The following is a 24,002-nucleotide window of genomic DNA, read 5'->3' as shown; positions in this document are numbered from 1 at the left end:
CTTACCCTTCATGACACTTCAGACGCCCATGCCTCTTCCCCGCCAGGTCCGTGCGCGCACGGTCACGGCGGTGCTCGGCCCGACCAACACCGGCAAGACCCATCTGGCGATCGAGCGCATGCTCGGCCACAAGTCGGGGCTGATCGGCCTGCCGCTTCGGCTCTTGGCCCGCGAGGTCTATGCCCGCGTCTCGGCCCGGGTCGGCGCGGACCAGGTGGCGCTGATCACCGGCGAGGAAAAGATCCTCCCGCAGAACCCGCGCTACTACGTCTCCACCGTCGAGGCGATGCCGCAGACCACCGACGTCGATTTCGTGGCGATCGACGAGGTGCAGCTGGCCAGCGACCTGGAGCGTGGCCGGGTGTTCACCGACCGGCTGCTGCGCCTGCGCGGCCAGTCGGAGACGCTGCTCCTGGGAGCTGCGACGGCGCGGCCGCTGCTGGAGCGCCTGCTGCCCGGGGTCAACGTGGTCACGCGGCCGCGGATGTCGGTGCTGAGCTACGCCGGCTCCAAGAAGATCACCCGACTGCCCACCCGGTCCGCCGTCGTCGCGTTTTCCGCCGACGAGGTCTATCAGATCGCCGAGCTGATCCGCCGCCAGCGTGGCGGGGCGGCGGTGGTGCTGGGCGCGCTGAGCCCGCGAACCCGCAATGCCCAGGTCGAGCTGTTCCAGTCCGGCGACGTCGACTTCCTGATCGCCACCGACGCCATCGGCATGGGCCTCAATCTCGACGTCGACCACGTCGCCTTTGCCTCCGACCGCAAGTTCGACGGCTACCAGTACCGCCGCCTCAACGCCGGGGAACTGGGCCAGATCGCCGGACGCGCCGGCCGGCACATGCGCGACGGCACGTTCGGCGTGACCGGCCGCGTCGATCCGTTCGACGACGAGCTCGTGCAGCAGCTCGAAACCCACTCCTTCGCGCCGATCGGGGTGTTCCAGTGGCGCAACTCCGACCTCGATTTCGCGTCTATCGCCGCGCTCCGGCGCTCCCTCGACGTGACGCCGCGCGAGGAAGGCCTGACCCGGGCGCCGCCCGCCGAGGACGTCTCGTGCCTTGAATTCGCCGCGCGTGACGCGGAAATCAGCGCGATGGCGCATGGACCGGCGGCGGTCGAGCGTTTATGGGACGTGTGCCAGCTTCCGGACTATCGCCGGATCGCGCCGGCCAACCATGCGGAACTCGTCCTCGACGTGTATCGCCATCTGGCGACGAAGGGGCGCATTCCGGATGACTGGTTCGCAGGGCAACTGACGTTTGCCGACCGAACGGATGGCGATATCGATACGTTGTCGAATCGCATCGCCCACATCCGGACATGGACTTATGTTGCCAACCGGGCGGATTGGCTCGACGATCCCGCCCATTGGAGAGAAACCACCCGCGCCATCGAGGACAGACTGTCGGACGCATTGCACGAGCGTCTGACCCATCGCTTCGTCGACCGTCGAACGAGCGTCCTGATGCGCCGGCTGAGAGACAACGACATGCTGGACTCCGAGATCACGACCTCGGGCGACGTGATGGTGGAAGGCCATCATGTCGGCAATCTTCACGGCTTCCGCTTCATTCCGGTCTCGACTGCCGAGACGCCGGACCTGAAGGCGGTGCGGGGTGCTGCCCAGAAAGCGCTCGCGAGCGAGTTCGAACGGCGCGCCGACCGGCTGGCCGAGGCGCCCGACGCCGCCTTCGTGCTGGCGTCCGACGGCGCGATCCGCTGGAACGGCGAGGCGGTTGCCAAGCTGGTGCCCGGCGAGGAGACGCTGCGGCCGGGAATGATCGTGCTGTCCGACGAACAGCTGAGCGGCCCGGCGCTGGAGAAGGTGCAGGCGCGGCTGCAGCTGTGGCTGAAGACCCAGGTCGAGACGCTGCTGAAGCCGCTGTTCGAGCTGCGCGCGGCGCAGGATCTCGACGGCATCTCGCGCGGGCTCGCCTTCCAGATCGCCGAGGCACTCGGGGTTCTCGATCGGCAGCAGGTCGCCGACGAGGTCAAGGGGCTCGACCAGCAGGCCCGCGCCGGAATGCGCCAGTACGGCGTCCGTTTCGGCGCCTACAACATCTACGTTCCGGCGCTCCTGAAACCGGCGCCCAGCCGACTGCTTGCCGAGCTGTGGGCGCTGAAGAACGCCAGCCTCGACGTGGCCGGCCTGGCCGAGCTGCCGCAGCTGTCGTCCTCTGGCCGCACCTCCATTCCCATCGACCCCGAGGTTCCGAAGGCGCTCTATGGCGTCGTGGGCTTCCGGGTGTGCGGCAACCGCGCCGTGCGCGTCGACATCCTGGAGCGGCTCGCCGACCAGATCCGGCCGCTGATCGCGTGGAAGCCGTCCACGCCGGACGCGACGCCGCCCGAGGGAGCGATCCGCGAAGGCGGCGGCTTCACCGTGACCGTGTCGATGACGTCGCTGCTGGGCTGTTCGGGCGAGGACTTCGCCTCCATCCTCAAGTCGCTTGGCTACCGCCTCGAGCGCCGTCCGGCGCCGGTGGTGCCGGCACCCACTGCCTCGGCCGATTCCGCCTCCGAAACGGTGGCACTCGCGCCGGCCGATGCGACGGGCGAGGTGGCTGCGGCCCCGGCTTCCGATGCCGCGCCCGAGGGCCTGTCGCAGACCGAGGCCGAAGCCCCGGCGAGCGACGAGGCGACCTCCGTTGCGCCGGAGCCGGCGGTTGCGGAGGCGAGCGCCCCGGAAAGCGAGGCCACGGAGCCGGCTGAGGCGACGGCGGACACCGGCACGCAGGCCGAGGCCGCGCCCGAGGTTCCGGCCTTGTCGGAGACGGAAGCCGAGGCTCCCGAACCGGCACCGGCTGTCGCGCCGACGGCCGATGTGGCCGCGGCCGAGGGGACGACGGATGCGGCACCTGCCGCTGATGCGCCGGAGACGGCGCCTGCGGCCGATGCGGCGCCGGCGGAGCCGGAGATGATCGATGTCTGGCGTCCGGGCCGGCGGCGGCACGGCAACGACCGCCGCCCCGACCGGCGGGGCGACCAGGGACAGGGCGAGCGCGGCCAGAAGGACGGTGAGCGCCCCGAGCGCGGCCGTGGCGGCCGACGCGGCGATCGCAAGCCTCAACAGGGACGCGCCGGACAGCTCGGCGGCACCGGCAGGCCCGGTGGTGGCGGTGGCGGCGCCGCCCCGCGGCATGGCAAGGGGGGCGCGCCGCGCCCCGACCAGCGGCCGCAGCGTCCGGCACCCAAGGAGCGGCCGATCGATCCCGATTCTCCGTTTGCGAAGCTGGCCGAACTGAAGCGCAACCTCGAGAGAGGATCTGGTGACCCCAAGTGAGGGGCCTGCGGCAGCCGACCGGCTGCGACTCGATCTGTGGATCTGGCGTGCCCGCTTCGCGCCGAACCGGCCGTTTGCCCAGGCCCTGATCGAGGCCGGTCGGGTGCGGGTGAACCGGGACAAGGTGAAGGCGCCGGGCCGTCGCGTGACGGTCGGCGACGTCCTCACGCTGTCGGCGCGCGGCGGCAGCGTCCGCGTCGTCAAGATCCTGGCGCTGCCCGAGCGGCGCGGATCGGCCACGGTGGCCCGCACCCTCTACGAGGATCTGTCGCCCGAACCGGACGGCAGCGGCGAGCAGGGCTCGACCTTCTGATCCCGGCGCCGCCCGCAGAAACGATCCGGTCCCGACGCCCCCGGCTCGCATCCCTGGGTGATGCGCGCGGCGCGGCGCGGGATTTTCATGCCTCTTCGCGCGCGGTTATTGGTGTGGCGTTGCTTGAGACGGGCGGCGCTTGGCGTTAAGCCGGTGTTGAATTCGGCGCGGCGGGGAACGAACCTCCCGGGCGCGCCCCCATTGGAGGATTGAGATGACGTACGTCGTCACCGAGGCGTGCATCAAGTGCAAGTACACCGATTGCGTCGAGGTCTGCCCCGTGGATTGCTTCTACGAGGGCGAGAACATGCTCGTCATCCATCCGGACGAGTGCATCGACTGCGGGGTCTGCGAGCCTGAGTGCCCGATCGACGCGATCAAGCCGGATACCGAGCCGGGACTGGAAAAGTGGCTCGAGGTCAACACCGAGTACGCGTCGAAGTGGCCGAACCTTACCGCCAAGAAGGACCCGCTGCCGGAAGCGGCGGAGTTCGACACCGTCCCGAACAAGTTCGAGACCTACTTCTCCGAAGAGCCGGGCGAGGGCGACTGAGCGCCCCACGCCGCGCCTGAGCCGGCGGACGGCGCGAGCGGGCGTCTTCCCGATCCGGAGCCGACACCCGGCCGCTGCAGCGACCCTCCTCCGGCGGCGGCGGTCGTTATTCCGGCCCGGATTCACGTGTGGGATGAGGGCTCTTTGCACGCAGACGTGGCCAAATGCCGCACGATCGGCGGGCCCAGGCGCGCGCCAAACCGCTATTGCTCTGCGGCAAGCCTTTGATTTTTACAAAAAAAGTGATATATTCGGTAATTCGATTGATCGTTCGGACCGAGGCATCATCTGCCGTCGTCATCCCAGCATCGCCTGAAGCGCACCGGCCGGCCTAGACGCCCACCGGTCGCCTCGCCTCGAATTCGTGGATGGCAATTCGCTTTCGAGCGCGAGTCCAGCCTTCTGGACACGCCGCAAGCGGTCCGACGATCGACGCATCCAGGCGCCGCCATTGGCGCTCAATAGACGATTCGACCGGAATGTCAAAGGTCGGGTCCGACAAAACGTAAGTAGGCGCAGGAGTGCACACTCGTATGGCCACCACGGCAAAGAAACCCGTTCAGCGCTCGATCTTCAAGCCCCAGGATTACATCGTCTATCCGGCCCACGGCGTGGGTCAGATCGAGGCGATCGAGGAGCAGGAGGTCGCCGGCCACAAGCTCGAGCTGATCGTCGTCAACTTCGAAAAAGACAAGATGACGCTGCGCGTTCCCGTCGCCAAGGCGAAGAGCGCCGGCCTGCGCAAGCTTGCCGAACCCGTCACCGTGAAGAAGGCGCTCGACGTCGTCACGGGCCGGGCGCGCGTCAAGCGCACCATGTGGAGCCGCCGCGCCCAGGAGTACGAGGCGAAGATCAACTCCGGCGATCTGCTCTCCATCGCCGAGGTCGTGCGCGACCTGTTCCGGGCCGACACCCAGCCCGAGCAGTCCTACTCCGAACGCCAGCTGTTCGAGGCGGCGCTCGACCGCATGGCCCGCGAGATCGCGGCCGTGAACAAGGTCTCCGAGACCGAGGCCGTGAAGCTCATCGAGTCCCAGCTCGCCAAGGCCCCCCGACGCGGCCCGAAGACGGCCGAGGGCGAGGCGGAAGCCGAAGCCGACTCCGAGAGCGATGCCGAGACCGGCGACGAAGCCGCGACCGAGCAGGAAGAGGCGGCCTGACGGCCCTTCGGCTTCGACCGATCTTTCACTGACCAGCTTCGAGACGGGCGCCCATCGGCGCCCGTTTTCGCATGATAACGGCCGTTCACGATTGTGTGCGGGCGCACGATACGGCTCGCGTGATCCGGCCGTCCTGCCTCATCGTATCCCGGGGGTACGCATCACTGTGCGAGGACGCCATGGCCGGGACCAGCATTTCTCGACGCCAATTCGTTCGGGCCGCGATGAACGCGCCGTATCTCGAACGCGAGCAGGAACTTGAGCTCGCCCGCCAATGGCGCGAGACCGGTGATAAGAACGCCCTCGACGTCCTCGCCTCCGCACACATGCGTCTGGTCATCGCCATGGCCTCCAAGTTCCGCCACTTCGGCCTGCCGATGAACGATCTCATCCAGGAAGGCCACGTGGGGCTGCTGGAGGCCGCCGCGCGCTTCGAGCCGGACCGCAACGTCCGCTTCTCCACCTACGCCACCTGGTGGATCCGTGCGTCGATCCAGGACTACATCCTCCGCAACTGGTCGATCGTTCGCGGCGGCACCTCGTCGACCCAGAAGGCGCTGTTCTTCAATCTCCGGCGCCTGCGCGCGAAGCTGTCGCGGGACGGCAGCTCGGTCACATCCCAGAGCGTGGTGACGGAGATCGCCACGGCGATCGGCGTGTCGCGCGCCGACGTCGAGCTGATGAACGCGCGGCTCTCGGCCCCCGATACATCGCTGAACGCGCCGGTCGTGGAGAGCGAGGACGCCGGCTCCAACCGTCAGGATTTCCTGGTCTGCGACCAGCCGCTGCAGGACGAGACGGTGGGGGAGGTGATCGATACCGAACGCCGCTCGCGCTGGCTGCGCCGGGCGCTGGGCGAGCTCAACGAGCGGGAACTGCGCATCGTGCGCGAACGTCGTCTGACCGACGAGGGCGTCACCCTGGAGGCGCTCGGCTCGAAGCTCGGTATTTCCAAGGAACGGGTCCGGCAGATCGAAAGCCGCGCGCTGGAGAAGCTGCGCGCGGCGCTGTTGCGCGACCATCCCGACCGGGCGGCGTTCACCGGCTGAGGTCAACGACGGCCCGTCGTTCGCGGTCGCGGCCGGATTTCAGACAGAACAATCAGATCCCCGCCCGGGCGACCAATTCCGATCGTACGCGGTGGCGGCATTCCGCGCTCCGAGGACTGCGCAATGCCGCCAGGCCGCCGTTCTACATGGGATCGACGGCGCAACCGGCTGGCTGGCCGCGTGTCCGATCAGTGAATGAGGTTCGGGAACAGGCCGAGAATGCCGATGATGATCAGGTAGGCGGCAACGGCGTAGTTCAGCACCCGCGGGACCACCAGGATCAGAATGCCGATGATGAGGGCGAGAAGCGGTTGGACTGACAGTTCGACCATTGTGTCTCTCCGTTGCTGGACGCTCTGGCTGGCCTGAAAGGCAGCCGGCGGCGCGCTGTCGATGGGTAACGCCCGAGTGACGTGGCGGTTCGCGCGACCCGTCGATCTCTCCCAAGACGGATGAGGCCGGGCCGGATGTCCAGTTGTCGGGGAAACGGGCCGAAGCTCAAGTCCCTTGGTTATGGCCATTTCCGTGTTGCGGCGCGACGACGAAACGCCCAGACGCAAGAAGGGCGGCCCGAGGGCCGCCCTTCTGCATGTCGTCTTCGTGAGAAGGCAACCGGGTGGGAGAGGCGAAGGCCGCCGCTCCCCGGACCCGATCCTACTCCTCGTCGCCTTCGCGGGCCTTGAGCGCCGCGCCCAGGATGTCGCCGAGGGACGCGCCGGAGTCGGTCGAGCCGTACTGTGCGACGGCTTCCTTCTCTTCGGCGATCTCGAGCGCCTTGATCGACACGGCGACCTTGCGGGCCTTCTTGTCGAACTGGGTGATGCGCGCGTCGACCTTGTCGCCGACCGAGAACCGCTCGGGCCGCTGCTCGGAGCGGTCGCGGGCCAGATCGGAACGACGGATGAAGGCGGTCAGGTCGGTGTCGACGATCTTCACGTCCAGACCGGCATCCTGAACCTGCGTGATCTCGCAGGTCACGATGGCGCCCTTGCGGACGTCGCCGGCCTCGGTGAACGGGTCGCCCTGGAGCTGCTTGATGCCGAGCGAGATCCGCTCCTTCTCCACGTCGACGTCGAGCACCACGGCGCGAACCATGTCGCCCTTGTTGAACTCGGTGATGACTTCCTCGCCGGGACGGTTCCAGTCGAGATCCGACAGGTGAACCATGCCGTCGATGTCGCCATCGAGCCCGATGAACAGACCGAACTCGGTCTTGTTCTTGACCTCGCCCTCGACCTCGGAACCGACCGGATGGGACTCCAGGAAGAGCTCCCACGGGTTTTCCAGGGTCTGCTTGAGGCCGAGCGAGATGCGGCGCTTGACGGGATCGACCTCGAGGATGACGACCTCGACTTCCTGGCTGGTCGACACGATCTTGCCCGGATGGACGTTCTTCTTCGTCCAGCTCATCTCGGAAACGTGGATGAGGCCTTCGATGCCCGGCTCGAGCTCAACGAACGCACCGTAGTCGGTGATGTTGTTGACGCGGCCAGTGAAGCGGGCGTTGACCGGATACTTGGCCTCGATGCCTTCCCACGGGTCGGCCATCAGCTGCTTCATGCCGAGCGAGATGCGGTGGGTCTCGTGGTTGACCCGGATCACCTGAACCTTCACGGACTGTCCGATGGACAGGATCTCGGTCGGGTGATTGACGCGGCGCCAGGCCATGTCGGTGACGTGAAGCAGGCCGTCGATGCCACCCAGGTCGACGAACGCACCGTAGTCGGTGATGTTCTTGACCACGCCCTCGATGATCTGACCCTCTTCGAGGCTCTGGACCAGCTCGGAACGCTGTTCGGCGCGGGTTTCCTCGAGCACGACGCGGCGCGAGACGACGATGTTGCCGCGGCGCTTGTCCATCTTGAGGATCTGGAACGGCTGCGGGGTGTGCATCAGCGGGCCGACGTCGCGGACCGGGCGGATGTCCACCTGGCTGCGCGGCAGGAAGGCCACGGCACCGTCGAGGTCGACGGTGAAGCCGCCCTTGACCGAGTTGAAGATCTGGCCGGTGACCTTCTCGTTCTTCTCGAAGGCAACCTCGAGCCGGATCCAGCTCTCTTCGCGGCGCGCCTTGTCGCGCGACAGGACCGCCTCGCCGAGCGCATTCTCGACGCGCTCGAGATAGACTTCGACCTCGTCGCCGATCTTCAGGTCGCCGTCGCGACCCTTGACGCCGAATTCCTTCAGCGGCACGCGACCTTCGACCTTGAGGCCGACGTCGATGACTGCGAGATCCTTTTCGAAGCCGACCACCGTCCCTTTGACGACGGTCCCTTCCTGCATGTCAGCCGCTTTGAACGAAGCTTCGAGGAGGGCGGCAAAATCCTCACGTGAGGGTGTCTGTACGGTCATTCAGTCTCCTGGACGCCGATTGCTCGGCATGCGCCGGTGGTTTGTGTTGCTCTAACCGTCCCGCAGGGGAGTGATCTTTTGCGTCCGCGGGCAAAAAGCGGACTGTCCGGCGCAAGGCCCCTGCAAAACGGCCATGATACTGCTGAAACGCAACGATCGACCGGATCAGGGATCACGGTCGTTCGAAATCGGTCGCGTGGCGAGGTAACGGCCGAAACCGCGATCTACCCCGGCGAGGTCTGACGCTGCCCGGCACCGCCGGACGTTGTACGCAAGGCCTCGTCGACGATTTCCACAGCCGCGCGAAACGCGGCATCTATATCCAACTCCGTCGTGTCGAGCAAGACGGCGTCGGGTGCGGCGGCCAGCGGCGCCACGGTGCGGCCCGAATCGCGCGCATCGCGACGCTTCAGGTCGGCGAGCACCTCGTCGTAGGTCGTGTCTCCGCCGCGCCCGGCGATTTCGGCCGTGCGGCGGGCGGCGCGCGCCTCCGGCGTCGCGGTGACGAAGAGCTTGGCCACGGCATGCGGGCAGACGACGGTGCCGATGTCGCGCCCGTCGAGGACGGCGCCGGGCGGCAGGTCGGCGAAGGCGCGCTGGTGCTCCACCAGCGCGGTGCGCAGCTGCGGCAGCACGGCGATGCGCGATGCCGCCTCGCCGATCCCGTGGTTCGACAGCACGTCGCGGTCGATGCGGTCGAAATCGATCCGACCTACTGCCGCTACCGCGGCGGCCTCGTCGTCCAGCGGCTCGTGGTGGGAGAGAAGCTCGTGCGCGACGGCCCGGTAGGTGAGGCCGGTGTCCAGGTAGCGCAACCCGAAATGCTGGGCGAGGCGCCGGGCCAGGGTGCCCTTGCCGGACGCCGCCGGGCCGTCGATCGCGACGATCATGACGCCGCGTCCGGGGCGGCGTCGAAGCTGCCGCCGAGGGTTTCCATCATGGCCACGAAGCCGGGGAAGCTGGTGGCGATCATGCGGGTGTCGTCGACGGTGACCGGCTTGTCGGCGGCAAGCCCCATGACGAGGAAGCTCATGGCCAGCCGATGATCCATGTGGGTGGCGATGCGCCCGCCGCCGCAGGCGCCGGTGCGACCGGTGACGGCAAGCCACGTGTCGCCGGTCGCGACCTCGATCCCGTTGGCCCGCAGCCCGGCGGCGACCGCCTCGAGCCGGTCGGCCTCCTTCACCCGGAGCTCGCCGACGCCCTCCATCCGCGTCGTGCCTTCGGCGAACGCGGCCGCGACGGCCAGCACCGGATACTCGTCGATCATCGAGGGCGCACGGGCGGCGGGCACGGTGACGCCCTTCAGGCGACTGGCGCGCACGTGCACGTCGCCGATCTTCTCGCCGCCGGAGATGCGCTCGTTCTCGATGGCGATGTCGGCGCCCATCTCGGCGAGGGTGTCGAACAGGCCGGTGCGCGTCGGGTTGAGCAGCACGTCGGTGACGGTGACGTCGGAGCCCTCGACGATCAGGCCGGCGACGATGGCGAAGGCTGCCGAGCTCGGATCGCCGGGCACCGTGAGGTTCATCGGGGTGAGGTCGGCGCGACCGGTGAGGCTGATCCGGCGGCGTCCGGCGGCGTCGGTCTCGATGGCGAGCGGCACGCCGAACCCCTCGAGCATCCGTTCGGTGTGGTCGCGGGAGGGGATCTGCTCGACGACGGTGGTCGTGCCCGGCGCGTTGAGGCCGGCCAGCAGGATCGCCGACTTCACCTGGGCGGAGGGAACCGGCAACTCGTAGGTGATCGGGACGGCGGTGGTGGCGCCGCGGATGGTCAGCGGCAGCCGGTCGCCCGAGCGCGCGATGACCTGGGCGCCCATGGTGCGCAGCGGATCGAGGACGCGGGCCATCGGCCGCCGCGACAGCGAGGCGTCGCCGACGGCGGTGGCGACGATCGGGTGGGTGGCCAGCAGGCCGAGAATCAGGCGCACGCCGGTGCCGGCGTTGCCGAAGTCCAGGGCCGCCTCCGGCTCGATCAGGCTGCCGACGCCGACGCCGTCGACCTCCCAGCGCCCGTCGGAGGTGCGCTCGATCCGGGCGCCCAGCGCGCGCATGGCGCCGGCGGTCGCGTGCACGTCCTCGGACTCCAGCAGGCCATCGATGGTCGAGCGGCCGACGGCGAGGCCCGCGAGCATCAGCGCGCGGTGGGAGACCGACTTGTCGCCCGGCACGCGAAGTCGGCCGGACAGCGGGGCGGTGGGGCGTGAGGTCAGCGGGGTCGGTGCCAAGCGGAATGCCTCGATGAAAGGCCGCCCGGCTTTCGGCCGCTGCCGGATGCTCCGTCGGAGCCTCTGGAAACGGCTGCGAAGACCGGTGGCCGGACGAATTCGGGCCGACGGCGGCGACCACGATCTGGTGACGGAGCTGGTAGCTAACACGCGGTCGGGACGCCGTCACCCCGGACGCGCGAAATGTTCCGGCCAGCCGCCGTCGATTCGGCTTTGACAGGACCCGCCCTGCTGTGTATTCCGGCCGCCTCCTATCAGAACGCGAGGCGGTTCCGTGGCAAAACCCGAGCTCGGCACCAAACGACAGTGCTCCAACTGCGGAGCAAAGTACTACGACCTGGGCAAGGACCCGATCCTGTGCCCGAAATGCGGCACGCCGTTCGTGGTCGCAGCGCCTCCGGCGAGGCCGTCGAAGGCTGCGCCGGTGAAGGCCGCTCCCGTGGTCGAGGCCGAGGAAACGGACGACGACGACACCACCGACGACGTCGAGCTGGTCTCCCTGGAGGAGGCCGACGACGATGCGGCGCCGGCACCGCGCGAAAAGAAATCGATCGACGACGATGACGACGAGATCGAGATCGACGCGGATCTGCCGGACGACGACGACGATGACGACACGTTCCTCGAGGACGACGAGGAAGACGATGACGTTGCCGATGTCGGACTGGGCGGCGTCGACGACGATGACGAGACCGAAAGGTGACCGGAACGGCGGGCACCGTGGATTGGCTGAAAAGGCCTATTGATTCCACGGCGAACCGCACCTAAGTTCCGACGCGCTCGCCGGGGGGGTTCCCAAACCCCCGGTACGGATGGGGCCATAGCTCAGTTGGGAGAGCGCTTGAATGGCATTCAAGAGGTCGGCGGTTCGATTCCGCCTGGCTCCACCAAACTTCCCTTCCCGCCAAGGACGGCAGATCGTCCGGAGGGAAACGAAAGAAGCCGCCGAGAGGCGGCTTTTTTGTTGTCTGGGCGGCTGTCGACCGCTTCGCAGCGGCCGGCCCCGGCCCCGGCCACCCGACGGCGCGACGACCGGCAGGTGGCTCCCGATTCGGGCAGTCGGGGCGCGTGCGGCCGGACCGAGGCCCGGCCGGCGAATCGCTACTCGGCCGTCCAGCCGCCGTCGATTGGCAGGATCGCGCCGGTGATCGATGCGGCGGCGTCGGAGCACAGGAACACCGCGAACGCCGCGACCTGCTCCACCGTCACGAACTCCTTGGTCGGCTGGGCCGCCAGCAGGACGTCGTGCTTCACCTGCTCCTCGGTGATGCCGCGCGCCTTGGCGGTGTCCGGGATCTGCTTCTCCACCAACGGCGTCCAGACGTAGCCCGGGCAGATGGCGTTGACGGTGATGCCGTCCTGGGCGGTCTCCAGCGCCACGACCTTCGTCAGGCCCGCGATGCCGTGCTTGGCGGCGACGTAGGCGGCCTTGTCGGGGGAGGCGACGAGCGCGTGGGCCGAGGCGGTATTGATGATGCGGCCCCACTTGCGGCTCTTCATGCCGGGGACGGCGGCCTTGATGGTGTGGAAGGCCGAGGACAGGTTGATCGCGATGATCGCGTCCCACTTGGCGTCGGGGAATTCCTCGATGGGCGAGACGTACTGGATGCCGGCGTTGTTCACCAGGATGTCGACCGAGCCGAAGGTGTTCTCGGCCGTCTTGATCATGTCGACGATCTCGTCCGACTTGGTCATGTCGGCTGCGGAGTAGAGGCACTTCACCTTGAATTCGGTCTCGATCGCGGCGCGTTCCTTCTCGATCGCGGCGGCGTCGCCGAAGCCGTTGATGACGATGTTGGCGCCCTGTTCGGCCATCGCCCGCGCATATCCGAGGCCGATGCCGGAGGTCGATCCGGTGATCACAGCCGTCTTGCCTTTGAGCATCCCGCTCTCCTTCGTTGCAAATTCCGGCCGTCGGATGCGCACACCCGGTGACCGCGATACTGGTGGCCAGTGCGTGCCAGCCTCCTGCCGAGGGTGGTCCCGTTGCAAGAGACGTGCTCAATCAAGCCGAAGTGTGCCGCACTTTCACGACGGCGCAGGCCGGCCGATGGATCCGGACCGGCGCCTCAGCCGTTCTATTCCTCGCAAGGGTACAGGCAAGTCCCATCGCGCCGACCGGCGTCGGCCCCGAAGCCATGGGGACCGCCCTGGTCCGCTTCGGTGCCGCTCCGCGCGGCTCGCAATTCGGACGGACGCGGGTTAAGAGGAAGACGGCCGCGCCGACGGCAGACAGCCAGCACCATGAGCCCTACGAGCGGACGCGTGCCAGCAGACCGAGACCAGGCAATGACCGCCATTTTTCCCGATCCGACCCACGATCATCGCCGCTGCGCGAGCGATTCGGTGGCCGCCGCCGAGGCCCATTGCAGCGGCAAGGGCGTGCGGCTGTCGACCATGCGTCGCGCCGTGCTGGAACAGCTTGCCGAGAGCCACGAGCCCCTCGGCGCCTACGAGATTCTCGACCGCCTGTCGGCGGAGGGCGGGCGGCCGGCGCCGATTTCGGTCTACCGGGCGCTGTCGTTCCTGACCGGAGAGGGGCTGGCACACCGCATCGAGAGCCTGAACGCCTATGTCGCGTGCGCGGAGACCCACACCGACGCGCAGCCGCTGGTGTTCCTGATCTGCGAGACCTGCAAACAGGTGGGCGAGGCGAAGGCCGTCGATCTCGGCATCAAGGTCGAGACGGTGGCGCGCGCCGCCGGCTTCGAGCCGCGCCGGGCCGCGCTGGAGATCTTCGGCGTCTGCGAGCATTGCCGCACGGCCAACGCATGACGGCGTCCGCCGGCGAGCCGGCGCAGCCGCCCGCCGCCCTTTTGCCCGACCTGCCGGTGATCGCGCTGATGGTCGTCATCTGCGCCAGCTGGGGGCTGCAGCAGGTGGCGATCAAGATCGCCATCGCCGACATTCCGCCGCTGACCCAGCTTGCCCTCAGGTGCGGCGGCGGCATCCTCTTGGTCTACGCCTGGTGCCGCTGGCGCGGGGTGCGGCTGTTCCAGCGCGACCGCTCGCTGCTGCCCGGCCTGCTGTCGGGAGGCTTCTTCGCCACCGAGTTCGTGATGCTGTATCTCGCGCTCGAGCACACCCAGGCGAGCCGCGTCACCCTGTTCCTCTACACCGCCCCGTTCTTCGTGGCGCTCGGCGCTCTGGTGTTCCTGCCCGGCGAGCGGTTGCGGCCGCTGCAGTGGCTCGGGATCGCCTTCTCGTTCGCCGGCGTTGCCGCGGCGATGGGCGCACCGCCGCCGGCGGCCGACTGGACGAGCCGGATTGCCGATATCGGGTGCGTGGTGGCGGGCGCGCTGTGGGCCGCCCAGACGCTGACGATCCGCAAGTCGGTCTTGAAGACGGTGCCGTTCGAGAAGGTGCTGCTCTATCAGCTCACCATGTCGCTCGTCTTCGCGGTGGTGTTCGCGGTGATCCGCGGCGAGGAGCCGAACTGGCCGGTGTCGGGTACGTCGATCTTCTGGCTTCTCTACCAGATCGTCTGGGTCGTGGCCGTCACCTACCTGATCTGGTTCAGGCTTCTGTCGCGCTACGCCGCCGGCCCGCTGCAGGCGGCGACCGCGATGAGCCCGATGTTCGGCATCGCGGCCGGCGTGCTGGTGCTCGGCGAGGCGTTCACGCCGGGCTTCGGCCTGGCGGCGGTGCTGGTCGTCATCGGCCTGGTGCTGGTGAACTACCGCCGCCGGCGCCCCCTGCCGGACGGCGGCATCCGACCTACATAGAGCGGCAGGGCGTTTCCACCCGATCGGAAACGGATCGGGTTTCTGCCCGTTCGGATCCCGAAGGCGTGGCGGCTGTGCGTGTCGCCGCCTTGTGATATGGATCCGGCACCGTGTCCGCCCGATCGCGACACCGACAGCGAGAGTTCGGCGATGAATGCGCCCATGACCGCGACTGCGACCCCGATTGCCTCCGGCCCGGCCCCCCGGCGCCGCTCCGTCCCCGTCGACGTGGGCGGGGTCATCGTCGGCGGCGACGCGCCGGTGGTCGTGCAGTCGATGACCAACACCGATACCGCCGACATCCAGGCGACCGTCGCCCAGGTGGCCGCGCTGGCGCGTGCCGGCTCGGAGATCGTCCGCATCACCGTGGATCGCGACGAGGCGGCGGCGGCGGTGCCGCACATCCGCGACCGGCTGATGCTGATGGGCGTGAACGTGCCGCTGGTCGGCGACTTCCACTACATCGGCCACAAGCTGCTGGCCGATCATCCGGCCTGCGCCGAGGCGCTCGCCAAGTACCGGATCAATCCCGGCAACGTCGGCTTCAAGGCCAAGCGCGACAGCCAGTTCGGCGCCATCATCGAGATGGCGATGCGCCACGACAAGCCGGTGCGCATCGGCGTCAACTGGGGCTCGCTCGACCAGGAGCTGCTGACCCACCTGATGGACGAGAACGCCGCGTCGGACGCACCGGTGTCGGCCGCCGCCATCACCCGCGAGGCGATGATCCGCTCCGGCCTGCTGTCGGCGGAGCGCGCCGAGGAGCTGGGGCTCGGGCGCGACAAGATCCTGATCTCCGCCAAGGTCAGCGACGTGCAGGAGCTGATCGCGGTCTACCGCGACCTGGCGCGGCGCTGCGACTATGCGCTGCACCTGGGCCTCACCGAGGCCGGCATGGGGTCCAAGGGCATCGTCGCCTCGTCGGCGGCGCTGGGCATCCTGCTGCAGGAAGGCATCGGCGACACCATCCGGATCTCGCTGACGCCGGAGCCGAACGGCGACCGGACGCGCGAGGTCACCGTCGCCCAGGAACTGCTGCAGACCATGGGCTTCCGGGCCTTCGTGCCGGTGGTCGCCGCCTGCCCCGGCTGCGGGCGCACCACCTCGACGGTGTTCCAGCAGCTCGCCAAGGACATCCAGGCGCACCTGTCGGAAAGCATGCCGGTGTGGAAGGAGCAGTATCCGGGCGTGGAGGCGCTGCAGGTCGCGGTGATGGGCTGCATCGTCAACGGCCCGGGCGAATCCAAGCACGCCGACATCGGCATTTCGCTGCCCGGCACCGGCGAGACGCCGGCCGCCCCCGTGTTCGTCGACGGAAAGAAGGTCACGACGCTGCGCGGCCCGAAGATCGCCGACGAGTTCAAGCAGATGGTGGCCGACTACATCGAGAACCGTTTCGGCCGGCAGTCAGCGAGCGACGCGGCGGAATAGGCGTCAGCCGACGGCCGCCCGGTTGGCGGCCGCGTCGCCATCGAAGGCCTTCCGCGCCGCTTCCATCTCGTCGGCGTGGTCGACGGCCCAGCGCGACAGGTGGCTGATCGGGTCCAGCAGCGACTGGCCGAGCGGTGTCAGCGCGTATTCCACCTTCGGCGGAACGCTGGCGAACACCGTCCTGGTAACGAGGCCGTCGCGCTCCAGCCCGCGCAGCGTGAACGTGAGCATCCGCTGCGAGATGACGCCGATCCGCCGCTTCAGCTCGTTGAAGCGGACCGGACCGTCGGCGAGCAGCACGACCACCAGCACCGCCCACTTGTCGCCGATGCGGGCCAGCACCGGCGCGACGCGCTCGCACCGCCCGGCAACACGGATGTGACCGACATTCATGGATGTGCCTCCTTGCGATCCGGCGCGTGGTGGTGTGAAACGTCCGGTATCAATCTGATACCATAGTCCCTCCGAAGACAGATAGGACGCTCCCCCATGGCCCTTCGCCTGAACGTCATCATCGCCAGCACCCGTCCCGGTCGCGTCGGTCCCTCCGTCGCCAAGTGGTTCGAAGGCTATGCGAAGGAGAAGAGCGACTTCGACGTGCACCTGGTCGATCTCGCCGATTTCGATCTGCCGATCTACAACGAGCCCAAGCATCCCCGCATGCAGGACTACCAGAACGACCACACCAAGCGCTGGTCGGAGAGCGTGGACGCGGCCGACGCCTTCGTGTTCGTGACGCCGGAATACAATTATCATCCGACGCCGGCGCTGGTGAACGCCTTCACCTACGTTTCCAAGGAGTGGGGCTACAAGCCGGCCTCCTTCGTGAGCTACGGCGGCGCGTCGGGGGGCACCCGCGCGGCGGACGCGACCCGCGGCTGGTTCAGCCCGCTGAAGATGATGGCGATTCCCGAGGCGCTCATGGCGCCGATGGTGTTCCCGCAGATCCAGGACGGCGTGTTCACGCCGAACGACCTGCAGATCGACAGCGCCGACGCGATGCTGAAGGAACTGCACCGCTGGGCCGAGGCGCTGAAGCCGATGCGCGGCTGACCTCGTCGGCATGCCCCAGCGTCCGTGGCGGGTCGTCCTGACCGGCCACGGACCTGTTATTGGACGCGCGCGGCCGATGTGACCACATGGGGAAACGCCCTATGGTGGGCGCTTCCCGGGATCCGGCGCCGCACGATGTCCGATACGCTGCTCCTGAACGAACCGCTGATCCGGCTCGCCGCCTTTCTCGGCGTGCTGGCGGCGATGGCCGCGTGGGAGATCGCCGCGCCGCGCCGGCGCCGGGAGGTGCCGCGGCTGCTACGCTGGAGCAACAACCTCGGTCTCGTGGTGCTCGATACGGTGATCCTGCGGCTCGCCTTTCCGGTGCTGGCCGTCGGGCTGGCGCTGGTGGCGCGAGAGCGCGGCTTCGGCCTCTTCAATCTCGTCGACGCCCCGTACTGGGTGGCGTTCGCCGCCTCGTTTCTTGCCTTCGATCTCGCGATCTACCTGCAGCACGTGATGTTCCACGCGGTGCCTGCGCTCTGGCGGCTGCACCGGATGCATCATGCCGACCTGGAAATCGACGTGACCACCGGCCTGCGCTTCCACCCCGGCGAGATCCTGATCTCCATGGGCATCAAGCTGGCGCTGGTGGCGGCGCTCGGCCCGCCGGCGGCGGCGGTGCTGGTGTTCGAGGTCGTCCTCAACGCCATGTCGATGTTCACCCACACCAACGTCGGCCTGCCGCTGGCGCTGGACCGGGCGGCGCGGTTCCTGGTCGTGACGCCGGACATGCACCGGGTCCATCATTCCATCGACCCGGCCGAGACGCACACCAACTTCGGCTTCAATCTGTCCTGGTGGGACCGGCTGCTGGGCACCTACCGGCCGCAGCCGAAGCTCGGCCACACCGGCATGACCATCGGCATCCCCCAATTCCGGACCCGGCGCGACCTGTGGCTCGACCGGATGCTGCTGCAGCCGTTTCGGGGGCGTGCCGGGGAATCCATGGGGAAGGGCGGTCGGCCCGCATCTCCCACCCCCGAGCAAGACAGACACCCGCAATGAAGCTCTGGTATGCGCCGACCTCGCCGTTCGCCCGCAAGGTGCGGATCGCCCTGCGCGAGCTGGGCCTGGAGGACGCGGTCGAGGAAATCGCCATCGATCCGTGGACCGATCCGGGCCTTCGCCGGAATGAACGGAGTTTTGGTGTGGGTTAGGGAGAAACCCCTCATTCCGACTGAGGACTGCTGACAGGCCCTATGGATCCCCGCTTTCGCGGGGATGAGCGGAATTTTGGGGCGGGTGCCTGAGTGAACCAACCTCTGCCTGTCCGTACCTCGCCCACCAGCGCGCGACCGCGCGCCGGCCGGAGGCCGCCCACCCGGAGCCGGTGCGCACAAGCGCACTCGGCGTGAGGGGAAAACTCAGAGACCGGCGAGCGACATGTACTTGATCTCGAGATAGTCCTCGATGCCGTGGTGGGAGCCTTCGCGCCCGAGCCCGCTCTCCTTGACGCCGCCGAACGGCGCGACCTCGGTCGAGATGATGCCGGTGTTGATGCCGACGATGCCGTACTCCAGACCCTCGCCGACCCGCATGATGCGGCCGACGTCGCGGCTGTAGAAATAGGCGGCGAGCCCGAATTCCGTGTCGTTGGCGAGGCGGACGGCCTCCTCGTCGGTCTCGAAGCGGAACAGCGGCGCCATCGGGCCAAAGGTTTCCTCGCGCATGACCTGCATGTCCGGCGTCACGTCGGCCAGCACCGTGGGCTCGAAGAAGGTCTGGCCGAGCGGGTGGCGGTTGCCGCCGGTGAGCACCCGCGCCCCCTTGCCGACCGCATCGGCGATGTGGCGCTCGACCTTCTCGACCGCCTTCTCGTTGATCAGCGGACCCTGGACGACGCCGTCGTCGAAGCCGTTGCCCACCTTCATCCGATGTGCCGCCGCGGCGAACTTCTCGGCGAAGGCGTCGTAGACCCCGGCCTGGACGAAGATGCGGTTGGCGCAGACGCAGGTCTGGCCGGCGTTGCGGAACTTGCTGGCCATGGCGCCCTCGACCGCCGCATCGAGGTCGGCGTCGTCGAAGACGATGAACGGCGCGTTGCCGCCGAGTTCCAGTGACAGCTTCTTCACGGTGTCGGCCGCCTGGCGCATCAGGAGCTTGCCGATGCCGGTGGAGCCGGTGAAGGAGAGCTTGCGGACGATCGGGTTGGCGGTCATCTCGCCGCCGATCTTCGCCGCCTCGCCGGTGACGACCGACATGACGCCGGCCGGCACGCCGGCGCGCTCGGCCAGCACGCACAGCGCCAGCGCGCTGTAGGGCGTGAACTCCGACGGCTTGATCACCATCGGGCAGCCGGCGGCAAGCGCCGGGGCGAGCTTGCGGGTGATCATCGCGGCCGGGAAATTCCAGGGCGTGATCGCGGCGGTGACGCCGATCGGCTGCTTGATGACCAGGATCCGGCGGTCGGTCGAGGGCGCCGGGATCGTCTCGCCGTAGACGCGCTTGCCCTCCTCGGCGAACCATTCCAGGAAGCTCGCCGCATAGGCGATCTCGCCGCGCGATTCCGACAGCGGCTTGCCCTGCTCCGCCGTCATCAGGCGGGCGAGGTCCTCCTGGTTTTCCAGCATCAGGTCGAAGAGCTTGCGCAGGATCGCCGAGCGCTCCTTGGCGGGCCTGGCGCGCCAGGCCGGCCAGGCGGCGTTGGCGGCCTCGATGGCGCGTTTCGTCTCCGCCGCGCCGCAATGGGGGATGGTGCCGAGGACGGCGCCGGTTGCCGGGTCGGTGACGTCGGTGGTGGCGCCGTCGTCGGCGTCGATCCACTCGCCGGCCACATAGGCCTGGGTGCGGAAAAGGCTGGGGTCGGCGAGGTCGAGGCGGGTGGCGCCTCCGGCGTCGACGGACTGCAGGGTGGCCTGGGCCATGGTCATACCTCCTCGTCGGATCGGGGATGGGCTGGAAGGGAGCGGTCGCGCGGGCCGGACAGGGCGCCATAGGGGCGACGGGGGCTGTCCGGCCAATGGGTGTTTCGCTGGGAACATAGTGGCTCGGCGGACCGATGGACAGGCGGCGTGTTGCCGCCATGTCTCCGTCTTTTGCGCGAAGGCCCCGGCCGGGGTATGCCGTTCGGCGCGCCTTCGCATCCGCCTGCCGTCCCGACCGGGGGAGGCGGCCGGACCGAGACATTCACCGGGTGAGGACGACATGGCTGTGACCCCGTTCGATTCGCGCTTTCTCGGGCCCCTGTTCGCCGATCCCGAGGTCGCCGCGCTGTTTTCCGATGAAGCCGAACTGGCGGCGATGATCGACGTGGAGCGGGCGCTTGCCCGGGTCGAGGGGCGCCTGGGCGTGATCCCGGCGGACGCGGCGGCCGAGATCGACCGCAGGCTGAAGGGCGCGATCATCGATCCGGCGTCGCTTGCCGCGGGTACCCGCAACGCCGGCGTGCCGCTGCCGGGCCTGGTGAAGGACCTCAAATCCGTCGTCGGCGGCGAGGCGGCCGAGTTCGTCCACTGGGGCGCCACCAGCCAGGACATCGTCGACACCGCCCTGATGGTCCGGCTGGGCACGGCGCTGGACCGGCTGGAGGCGCGCCTCGACGCGCTGATCGACGTCCTCGCCCGCCTGGTCGAAACGCATCGGGGCACCGTGATGGCGGCGCGCACGCGCACCCAGATCGCCGTGCCGACCACCTTCGGCCTGCGCGCGGCGGGGTGGCTGGCGCCGCTGCTGCGGCACCGCGTGCGGCTGGCCGAGGCACGGCCGCGGATCCTGATGGTCCAGTTCGGCGGCGCCGGCGGGACGGCCTCGGCGATCGGCGGCGACGGACTGGCGGTGATGGAGGCGCTGGCGGACGAGCTGGGGCTCGCCGCGCCGCCGATGCCATGGCACACCGCCCGCGACGGACTGATGGAGCTGGCCGGCTGGCTGGCGAACCTGACGGCCAGCCTGGGGAAGATCGGCACCGACGTGGCGATCCTCGCCCGCAGCGAGGTCGCCGAGGTGCGACCCGGCAGCGGCGGCGGCTCGTCGACGATGCCCCAGAAGGCGAACCCGGTGTCGGCGGAGCTGCTGGTGGCGCTGGCGCGCATCACCGCCGGCAACCTGGGCACCTTCGCGCAAGGGGCGATCCATGCCGAGGAGCGGGACGGCGGCGCGTGGTCGGTGGAGTGGGCGACGCTGCCAGCCATGGTCGTTGCCGCCGGCGGCGGGCTCGTCCACGCGACGGAGCTGCTGGAGACGCTGGTGGTGAACGCGGAGGCGATGAAGGCGCGCGCGGGCGGGGCGACGCTCGCCGAGGCGGCGAGCTTCGCGCTGTCGGAGCACATGACGCGCGAGGCGGCGCAGGCGTTGGTGAAGCGGGCCGCCGAGAGCGACGGCGACCTTGTGGCGGCGCTGGCGGATCTCTCCGACGCGCCGATCGACTGGACGGCGTTCGCCGATCCCTCGAGCCATCTCGGCGTTGCCAACGCCTTCGTCGACCGCGTGCTTGCCGCCGCGCGACGCTGAGGCGCGGCGGGCGTCCTCAGGCGTCGGTGCTGAGGGTGGCGCCGCCGAGCCGGGCGAACAGGGCCCGGGTCCCGGTTTCGATCTCCTCGAACACGTCGTCGAAGCCGTCATCGCCGCCATAATAGGGGTCGGGCACGTCGCGCTCGACGTTCTGGGCGATCTGGTGGAACAGCCCGATGCGTGCGGGCGCGCCGGACGGGGCGCGCTGGCAGATGTCGGCGAGCACCGACGTATCCATCGCCAGGATCAGGTCGAAGCGGCTGAAATCCTCTTCCGTGAGCATCCGCGCCCGATCCTCGGTGAGGTCGATGCCGTTGCGCTGGGCGGTGGCGACGGCCCGGCCGTCCGGCGGCTTGCCCACGTGCCAGGGGCCGACGCCGGCCGATTCGACGGTCAGCGCCGGCCGGCGGTGTGCGGCGAGGCTGCGCATGATGCCGGCCGCCATCGGCGAGCGGCAGATGTTTCCGAGGCAGACGAAGAGGATCGACTGCACGTCAGGTGTGGTCATCGCGCATTTCCAGACAGCTTGGCGGAGGATCTCCCCGCGGGGGTGCGGCGCGGCGGGAACACCGCGGCCCTCTCGACGTTCACCCTTACGGTTCCCATCTGACACTTCGGACACAACCGGAGACCCGCATGGCCGAGCTTCTCACCACGGACGGCCGCACGGCGGCGCTGGACACGCTCGCCGGTTGGTCGCTGATGAACGGGCGCGACGCGCTGACGAAGACGTTCACCTTCCGGAATTTTCGGGAGGCGTTCGGTTTCATGACGCAGGTCGCGCTCTATGCGGAGAAGATCGATCATCATCCCGAGTGGTCGAACGTCTATAAGACTGTAACGGTGACCTTGTCGACCCATGATGCCGGCGGATTGACCGATCTCGACGTCAGAATGGCGAAGGAAATGAACAAGCTGGTCGGTGATTGACCTGACCGTGCGGCGCCATGACGTCGCAACTGAACGGAGACATGACGCGAATGTTCGGACGAGGACGCAAGACGTCGGAACCGGAGATCCTGCCGCCCGACCATCCGCACGCCCAGGAACACGTGGTGCGCAACCGGTTCTGGGGGACGCTGAAGCGCGCGGTGGGTCAGATCCCCTTCGTGGAGGACCTGGTCGCGGCCTATTTCTGCGCCCTCGATCCGGCCACGCCCGTCAGGGTGCGCGCGATGCTGTTCGGTGCGCTTGGCTATTTCGTGCTGCCGACGGACCTGGTGCCGGACATCCTGCTGGGCATCGGCTTCGCCGACGACGCCTCGGTGCTGATGGGCGTCATCGCGCTGGCCACCACCCACATCAAGGACGAGCATCGCCGCGAGGCGCGCCGCGTCCTCGGGCTGCGCCAGAAACCCAGCACCACCGCCGACGCGTGATCGCACCCTTGGCGCCGGGTGCCGTCAGGGTCGGATGACGACCTTGCCCTTCACGTCGCGGTCGGCGAGCCGTTGCAGCGCGACGGCCGTTTCCTCCAGCGGATAGACGGCGTCGAGGTGCGGCTTCAGCCGCCCCTCCGCCACCCACGCGAGGAGCTGCGCGACGTTGCGGCGGTGGCCGTCCGGATCGCGCTCCACCGCCGAGCCCCAGAACACGCCGCGGATGTCGCAGCTCTTGAGGAGCGCCAGATTGAGCGGGATCTTCGGGATGTCGCCGGAGGCGAAGCCGATCACCAGGAAGCGGCCGAGCCAGGAGCAGGCGCGCAGCGCCTGTTCGGCGAGCGGCCCGCCCACCGGATCGTAGACCACGTCCACGCCGTTGCCGCCGGTCAGCGCCTTCAGCCGGTCCTTCAGGTCCTCGCTGCCGTAGTCGATGCCCTCGTCGGCGCCGAGGCTGCGCGTGAACTCGAGCTTGTCCGGCGACGAGGCGCAGGCGATCACCCGCGCGCCCATCGCCTTGCCGATTTCCACGGCCGCCTGCCCGGTCCCGCCCGAGGCCCCCAGCACCGCCAGCGTCTCGCCGGGCTTCAGGTCGCCGCGATCGCGCAGCGCGTAAAGGGTGGTGCCGTAGGTGACGATCACCGTCGCCGCGATGGCGCTGTCGACGGCGTCGGGCACGGCCACCAGCGCGATGGCCTTGGCAATCACGTATTCCCGGCAGGCGCCCCAGGCGACGTAGGCGACGACCCGGTCTCCCTCGGCGAAGCCGGTGACGCCGGCGCCCAGGGCGGCCACCCGGCCGGCGCATTCGGCCCCCGGGGAGAACGGCCGCTCGGGCCGGTACTGGTAGCGGTCCTGGATGATCAGCGTGTCGAAGAAGTTGAGGGAGGCCGCCTCCACGGCGATGAGGACCTCGCCCGGTCCCGGCTCAGGCCGGTCGATGGTCTCGACCACGAGGCTGGACGGGGGGCCGGGCTCTTTGCTCAGGACGGCGCGCACGTGATCTGAATCCTGTGTCGGGT

The 24,002-nt window shown here is 68.8% G+C and carries 24 protein-coding genes and 1 tRNA gene; 16 read left to right on the top strand and 9 right to left on the bottom strand.

Annotation, left to right across the window (positions count from 1 at the left end; genetic code table 11):
- The first annotated feature begins 10 nt into the window (after window positions 1-10).
- The 5 genes from AB7M35_RS13310 (at window position 11) to AB7M35_RS13290 (ending at window position 6,358) form a co-directional block, all read left to right on the top strand.
- Window positions 11-3,283 carry a helicase-related protein gene (locus AB7M35_RS13310; RefSeq protein WP_453960409.1) on the top strand — a complete coding sequence of 1,091 codons (3,273 nt, stop codon included), beginning with the start codon at window positions 11-13 and terminating at the stop codon, window positions 3,281-3,283.
- Window positions 3,270-3,596 (top strand): RNA-binding S4 domain-containing protein, encoded by a 327-nt coding sequence (locus AB7M35_RS13305; protein WP_453960408.1) that lies wholly within the window; start codon window positions 3,270-3,272, stop codon window positions 3,594-3,596. Before AB7M35_RS13310 ends, AB7M35_RS13305 begins: the two co-directional genes overlap by 14 nt.
- A 214-nt stretch (window positions 3,597-3,810) precedes the next feature.
- Window positions 3,811-4,149, top strand: a complete 339-nt coding sequence (gene fdxA, locus AB7M35_RS13300) for a ferredoxin FdxA (protein ID WP_453960407.1) — start codon at window positions 3,811-3,813, stop codon at window positions 4,147-4,149.
- Between the two features lie 533 nt (window positions 4,150-4,682).
- Window positions 4,683-5,309 carry a CarD family transcriptional regulator gene (locus AB7M35_RS13295; protein WP_453960405.1) on the top strand — a complete coding sequence of 209 codons (627 nt, stop codon included), beginning with the start codon at window positions 4,683-4,685 and terminating at the stop codon, window positions 5,307-5,309.
- A gap of 179 nt (window positions 5,310-5,488) precedes the next feature.
- Window positions 5,489-6,358 carry an RNA polymerase factor sigma-32 gene (locus tag AB7M35_RS13290; protein WP_453960404.1) on the top strand — a complete coding sequence of 290 codons (870 nt, stop codon included), beginning with the start codon at window positions 5,489-5,491 and terminating at the stop codon, window positions 6,356-6,358.
- A 188-nt stretch (window positions 6,359-6,546) separates the two neighbouring features.
- Here the strand turns inward: AB7M35_RS13290 and AB7M35_RS13285 are convergent, their stop codons facing one another.
- The 4 genes from AB7M35_RS13285 to aroA form a co-directional block, all read right to left on the bottom strand.
- Window positions 6,547-6,690 (bottom strand): DUF3096 domain-containing protein, encoded by a 144-nt coding sequence (locus AB7M35_RS13285; protein WP_453960403.1) that lies wholly within the window; start codon window positions 6,688-6,690, stop codon window positions 6,547-6,549.
- A 322-nt stretch (window positions 6,691-7,012) separates the two neighbouring features.
- Window positions 7,013-8,710, bottom strand: a complete 1,698-nt coding sequence (rpsA, locus tag AB7M35_RS13280) for a 30S ribosomal protein S1 (RefSeq protein ID WP_453960402.1) — start codon at window positions 8,708-8,710, stop codon at window positions 7,013-7,015.
- A gap of 224 nt (window positions 8,711-8,934) precedes the next feature.
- Window positions 8,935-9,600 carry a (d)CMP kinase gene (gene cmk / locus AB7M35_RS13275; protein ID WP_453960401.1) on the bottom strand — a complete coding sequence of 222 codons (666 nt, stop codon included), beginning with the start codon at window positions 9,598-9,600 and terminating at the stop codon, window positions 8,935-8,937.
- Window positions 9,597-10,940 carry a 3-phosphoshikimate 1-carboxyvinyltransferase gene (aroA, locus tag AB7M35_RS13270; RefSeq protein ID WP_453960400.1) on the bottom strand — a complete coding sequence of 448 codons (1,344 nt, stop codon included), beginning with the start codon at window positions 10,938-10,940 and terminating at the stop codon, window positions 9,597-9,599. Before aroA ends, cmk begins: the two co-directional genes overlap by 4 nt.
- A 274-nt stretch (window positions 10,941-11,214) precedes the next feature.
- On the opposite strand from aroA, the gene AB7M35_RS13265 reads away from it, so the two are divergent.
- Both AB7M35_RS13265 and AB7M35_RS13260 read left to right on the top strand, forming a co-directional pair.
- On the top strand, window positions 11,215-11,643 hold the full coding sequence (locus tag AB7M35_RS13265; protein WP_453960399.1) for a TIGR02300 family protein: 429 nt from the start codon (window positions 11,215-11,217) through the stop codon (window positions 11,641-11,643).
- 111 nt (window positions 11,644-11,754) lie between these two features.
- A tRNA-Ala gene (locus tag AB7M35_RS13260) sits at window positions 11,755-11,830 on the top strand.
- Window positions 11,831-12,041: 211 nt separating this feature from the next.
- Here AB7M35_RS13260 and AB7M35_RS13255 read toward each other — a convergent pair.
- Window positions 12,042-12,824, bottom strand: coding sequence for a 3-hydroxybutyrate dehydrogenase (locus AB7M35_RS13255; protein ID WP_453960398.1), 783 nt, complete (start codon window positions 12,822-12,824; stop codon window positions 12,042-12,044).
- 405 nt (window positions 12,825-13,229) lie between these two features.
- On the opposite strand from AB7M35_RS13255, the gene AB7M35_RS13250 reads away from it, so the two are divergent.
- From AB7M35_RS13250 to ispG, 3 genes are all read left to right on the top strand, one after another.
- The gene (locus AB7M35_RS13250; protein ID WP_453960397.1) at window positions 13,230-13,715 is read left to right on the top strand and encodes a Fur family transcriptional regulator; all 486 of its coding nucleotides are present in this window, start codon (window positions 13,230-13,232) and stop codon (window positions 13,713-13,715) included.
- Entirely contained in the window at window positions 13,712-14,665 is a 954-nt protein-coding gene (locus tag AB7M35_RS13245) for a DMT family transporter (protein ID WP_453960396.1), read from the top strand. Before AB7M35_RS13250 ends, AB7M35_RS13245 begins: the two co-directional genes overlap by 4 nt.
- Before the next feature lie 162 nt (window positions 14,666-14,827).
- Window positions 14,828-16,096 carry a flavodoxin-dependent (E)-4-hydroxy-3-methylbut-2-enyl-diphosphate synthase gene (gene ispG, locus AB7M35_RS13240; RefSeq protein ID WP_453960395.1) on the top strand — a complete coding sequence of 423 codons (1,269 nt, stop codon included), beginning with the start codon at window positions 14,828-14,830 and terminating at the stop codon, window positions 16,094-16,096.
- Window positions 16,097-16,099: 3 nt separating this feature from the next.
- Here the strand turns inward: ispG and AB7M35_RS13235 are convergent, their stop codons facing one another.
- The gene (locus AB7M35_RS13235) at window positions 16,100-16,489 is read right to left on the bottom strand and encodes a winged helix-turn-helix transcriptional regulator (protein ID WP_453960393.1); all 390 of its coding nucleotides are present in this window, start codon (window positions 16,487-16,489) and stop codon (window positions 16,100-16,102) included.
- A gap of 96 nt (window positions 16,490-16,585) precedes the next feature.
- On the opposite strand from AB7M35_RS13235, the gene AB7M35_RS13230 reads away from it, so the two are divergent.
- From AB7M35_RS13230 to AB7M35_RS13220, 3 genes are all read left to right on the top strand, one after another.
- Window positions 16,586-17,149 (top strand): NADPH-dependent FMN reductase, encoded by a 564-nt coding sequence (locus AB7M35_RS13230; protein ID WP_453960392.1) that lies wholly within the window; start codon window positions 16,586-16,588, stop codon window positions 17,147-17,149.
- Between the two features lie 135 nt (window positions 17,150-17,284).
- Window positions 17,285-18,157 carry a sterol desaturase family protein gene (locus AB7M35_RS13225; protein ID WP_453960391.1) on the top strand — a complete coding sequence of 291 codons (873 nt, stop codon included), beginning with the start codon at window positions 17,285-17,287 and terminating at the stop codon, window positions 18,155-18,157.
- Window positions 18,154-18,309 carry a glutathione S-transferase N-terminal domain-containing protein gene (locus tag AB7M35_RS13220; RefSeq protein WP_453960390.1) on the top strand — a complete coding sequence of 52 codons (156 nt, stop codon included), beginning with the start codon at window positions 18,154-18,156 and terminating at the stop codon, window positions 18,307-18,309. The genes AB7M35_RS13225 and AB7M35_RS13220 overlap by 4 nt, the downstream gene beginning before the upstream one ends.
- A 207-nt stretch (window positions 18,310-18,516) precedes the next feature.
- Here the strand turns inward: AB7M35_RS13220 and gabD are convergent, their stop codons facing one another.
- Complete coding sequence (gene gabD / locus AB7M35_RS13215) at window positions 18,517-20,016, bottom strand: NADP-dependent succinate-semialdehyde dehydrogenase (RefSeq protein ID WP_453960389.1); 1,500 nt, start codon at window positions 20,014-20,016, stop codon at window positions 18,517-18,519.
- 280 nt (window positions 20,017-20,296) lie between these two features.
- Between gabD and pcaB the strand changes: the two genes are divergently transcribed.
- Window positions 20,297-21,601: a 3-carboxy-cis,cis-muconate cycloisomerase gene (gene pcaB / locus AB7M35_RS13210; RefSeq protein WP_453960387.1), complete on the top strand. Its 1,305-nt coding sequence runs from the start codon at window positions 20,297-20,299 to the stop codon at window positions 21,599-21,601.
- A gap of 16 nt (window positions 21,602-21,617) precedes the next feature.
- On the opposite strand, the gene AB7M35_RS13205 is transcribed toward pcaB, so the two are convergent.
- Complete coding sequence (locus tag AB7M35_RS13205; protein WP_453960385.1) at window positions 21,618-22,109, bottom strand: low molecular weight protein-tyrosine-phosphatase; 492 nt, start codon at window positions 22,107-22,109, stop codon at window positions 21,618-21,620.
- Window positions 22,110-22,237: 128 nt separating this feature from the next.
- Between AB7M35_RS13205 and AB7M35_RS13200 the strand changes: the two genes are divergently transcribed.
- The gene (locus AB7M35_RS13200; protein WP_453960384.1) at window positions 22,238-22,531 is read left to right on the top strand and encodes a 4a-hydroxytetrahydrobiopterin dehydratase; all 294 of its coding nucleotides are present in this window, start codon (window positions 22,238-22,240) and stop codon (window positions 22,529-22,531) included.
- Between the two features lie 50 nt (window positions 22,532-22,581).
- Complete coding sequence (locus AB7M35_RS13195) at window positions 22,582-22,980, top strand: YkvA family protein (RefSeq protein WP_453960383.1); 399 nt, start codon at window positions 22,582-22,584, stop codon at window positions 22,978-22,980.
- Window positions 22,981-23,004: 24 nt separating this feature from the next.
- On the opposite strand, the gene AB7M35_RS13190 is transcribed toward AB7M35_RS13195, so the two are convergent.
- Window positions 23,005-23,979, bottom strand: coding sequence for an NADPH:quinone oxidoreductase family protein (locus AB7M35_RS13190; protein WP_453960382.1), 975 nt, complete (start codon window positions 23,977-23,979; stop codon window positions 23,005-23,007).
- Between the last annotated feature and the right edge of the window lie 23 nt (window positions 23,980-24,002).

It is taken from the genome of Amorphus suaedae (genome assembly GCF_053629675.1).
This window is presented reverse-complemented; position numbering and strand designations above follow the sequence as displayed.

Coding starts and splice junctions, on each gene's coding strand:
- AB7M35_RS13310 (WP_453960409.1), top strand. CDS start 11: ATGACACTTCAGACGCCCATGCCTCTTCCCCGCCAGGTCCGTGCGCGC.
- fdxA (WP_453960407.1), top strand. CDS start 3,811: ATGACGTACGTCGTCACCGAGGCGTGCATCAAGTGCAAGTACACCGAT.
- AB7M35_RS13295 (WP_453960405.1), top strand. CDS start 4,683: ATGGCCACCACGGCAAAGAAACCCGTTCAGCGCTCGATCTTCAAGCCC.
- AB7M35_RS13290 (WP_453960404.1), top strand. CDS start 5,489: ATGGCCGGGACCAGCATTTCTCGACGCCAATTCGTTCGGGCCGCGATG.
- AB7M35_RS13285 (WP_453960403.1), bottom strand. CDS start 6,690: ATGGTCGAACTGTCAGTCCAACCGCTTCTCGCCCTCATCATCGGCATT.
- rpsA (WP_453960402.1), bottom strand. CDS start 8,710: ATGACCGTACAGACACCCTCACGTGAGGATTTTGCCGCCCTCCTCGAA.
- cmk (WP_453960401.1), bottom strand. CDS start 9,600: ATGATCGTCGCGATCGACGGCCCGGCGGCGTCCGGCAAGGGCACCCTG.
- AB7M35_RS13255 (WP_453960398.1), bottom strand. CDS start 12,824: ATGCTCAAAGGCAAGACGGCTGTGATCACCGGATCGACCTCCGGCATC.
- AB7M35_RS13250 (WP_453960397.1), top strand. CDS start 13,230: ATGACCGCCATTTTTCCCGATCCGACCCACGATCATCGCCGCTGCGCG.
- AB7M35_RS13245 (WP_453960396.1), top strand. CDS start 13,712: ATGACGGCGTCCGCCGGCGAGCCGGCGCAGCCGCCCGCCGCCCTTTTG.
- ispG (WP_453960395.1), top strand. CDS start 14,828: ATGACCGCGACTGCGACCCCGATTGCCTCCGGCCCGGCCCCCCGGCGC.
- AB7M35_RS13235 (WP_453960393.1), bottom strand. CDS start 16,489: ATGAATGTCGGTCACATCCGTGTTGCCGGGCGGTGCGAGCGCGTCGCG.
- AB7M35_RS13230 (WP_453960392.1), top strand. CDS start 16,586: ATGGCCCTTCGCCTGAACGTCATCATCGCCAGCACCCGTCCCGGTCGC.
- AB7M35_RS13225 (WP_453960391.1), top strand. CDS start 17,285: ATGTCCGATACGCTGCTCCTGAACGAACCGCTGATCCGGCTCGCCGCC.
- AB7M35_RS13220 (WP_453960390.1), top strand. CDS start 18,154: ATGAAGCTCTGGTATGCGCCGACCTCGCCGTTCGCCCGCAAGGTGCGG.
- gabD (WP_453960389.1), bottom strand. CDS start 20,016: ATGGCCCAGGCCACCCTGCAGTCCGTCGACGCCGGAGGCGCCACCCGC.
- pcaB (WP_453960387.1), top strand. CDS start 20,297: ATGGCTGTGACCCCGTTCGATTCGCGCTTTCTCGGGCCCCTGTTCGCC.
- AB7M35_RS13205 (WP_453960385.1), bottom strand. CDS start 22,109: ATGACCACACCTGACGTGCAGTCGATCCTCTTCGTCTGCCTCGGAAAC.
- AB7M35_RS13200 (WP_453960384.1), top strand. CDS start 22,238: ATGGCCGAGCTTCTCACCACGGACGGCCGCACGGCGGCGCTGGACACG.
- AB7M35_RS13195 (WP_453960383.1), top strand. CDS start 22,582: ATGTTCGGACGAGGACGCAAGACGTCGGAACCGGAGATCCTGCCGCCC.